Annotated in this window: 1 protein-coding gene; it reads right to left on the bottom strand. The window is 65.1% G+C overall.

What is annotated here, in order from left to right:
* Nucleotides 1–89: 89 nt before the first annotated feature.
* Nucleotides 90–1,433, bottom strand: coding sequence for an IS110 family transposase (locus ACFVJ3_RS49375; protein WP_378459029.1), 1,344 nt, complete (start codon nt 1,431–1,433; stop codon nt 90–92).
* Nucleotides 1,434–1,676 lie beyond the last annotated feature (243 nt).

The raw sequence follows: 1,676 nt of genomic DNA, 5'->3' as shown, positions 1-1,676 counted from the left end.
TGACCGGAAAATGCTGAAGGTGAGTGGCAGGCGATAGCATCCGGCGTAGCTTGCGGAGCCGGATCATTTTGTGAAGGTAGATGTTTGGGCTAGGCAGTGGGCGCGACGGTGACGCGGTAGCCGAGGGCGGCGAGCTGGGCGAGGTGGTTTCGAAGCTTGCGTTCGGTGTCGATGTGGCGGGTGTGGTAGTCGGCGCCGAGGTCGTGGAACCGGACGTTTGTGTCGATCAGCAGATGCCAGACCACGACGAGGATGGAGCGGGCGACGGCGACGAGGGCTTTGAGCTTGCCGCGACGTTTGACGATTCGCCGGTAGCGTTCGCCGAGGAAGGTGTTCGTCTTGGCGGCTGCGGCGGCGGCCTCGCCGAGCACTCCCTTGAGATAGGGATTGCCCTTGCCGGTTCGGCCGCCGCGCTGGATCGGCCCGGACTGGATGGTGCGCGGGCACAGTTTCGCCCACGACACCAGGTGCGCGGCAGTGGGAAACACTGTCATGTCGGGCCCGACCTCTGCGAGAATGATCTGCGCGGCGTTGGATCCCACACCGGGAATTTCGTCGAGCCGCTCGATCACAGTGAGTCCAGACCCGCCGCGCGCCGCGACTTGGCCGTCGGCCGGCATCGTGTCACCGGGCTCGTCGATGGTGGTGACCACCAGGTCGTCGATGCGGGTGGTGAGCCTGGCGATCTGTGCGTTGAGGGTGTCGATCTGGTCGAGCAGCATCCGGGCCAGCTCGGCGTGATGATCGTCGAACCGGCCGGTGAGCGCCTCGACGAGGGCGCTGTGCTTGGCCTTCATCGCGCCGCGGGCCAGACCGGCGAGCCGCCGCGGGTCACGCTCGCCCGCGATCAGTGCCTCCAACATGTCGCGCACCGACAGGGTGCCCAGACTGGAAGCCACCGACGACACCTTGATCAGCGCGTCCTCCAGCAGTTTCTCGAGCCGTTGCCAATAGCGGGTGCGTTCGCGGGTGAGATCGATCCGCAGCCGGGTGTAGTCGCGCAACTGTCGGATCGGTTGCGGCGGGACAAAACTCGGCCGCAGTAGACCTTTCTCGGTGAGTTTGGCGAGCCACACGGCGTCGAGCTTGTCCGTTTTCGGGCGCCCCGGCACGTTCTTCACATCGCGGGCGTTGACCAGCTGCACCGTCAACCCGGCCGATTCGAGCAGATAGAACCAGATCCGCCAGTAGTCCGACGTCGATTCAACGGTGATCTTCTCGATCCCCGCCGCCACCAGCTGCTCGCCGAGATCCGTAATCGCGGCAGTCGTGGCCGAGACGTCCCACACCGTGCTGCCCCGCCGGCCTGGTCGTCTCGGATCCGGTGTCCGGGTGCACACCTTTCCCGAAGCCTTGGCCACGTCGATGGCGCACACGCACTCGACAACGAGCTCGTGCTCAGCATCGGGTATCTGTTCCGGTAATGAATTCACTTCTGTTGTCCTCCTTCCGCATCCCACACGCATACATAACGGCGGGCCGCCTGGGGGCCTCGGTCAAGGGAACCGAAATTCTGACCGGCGTGCTCGAGGCAACAATGCGTGACCCTTCCAGGTCGGGGGCCCCGGCGCCAGGCTAATAAACGAGCTCAGGCTCAAGGGAAAGTCGGCGTCGGCAGGCGACCCGACCCCATTTTCGCGCCTGCGAGGCGTCCCCGGGAGGGATAGGTGGCTAAT

The sequence above is a fragment of the Rhodococcus sp. NPDC127593 genome (assembly GCF_042671975.1).
In the GTDB taxonomy this organism is placed as follows: domain Bacteria; phylum Actinomycetota; class Actinomycetes; order Mycobacteriales; family Mycobacteriaceae; genus Rhodococcus_F.
The sequence above is the reverse complement of the archived record's forward strand: the minus strand, read 5'-3'. Positions and strand labels throughout refer to the sequence as shown.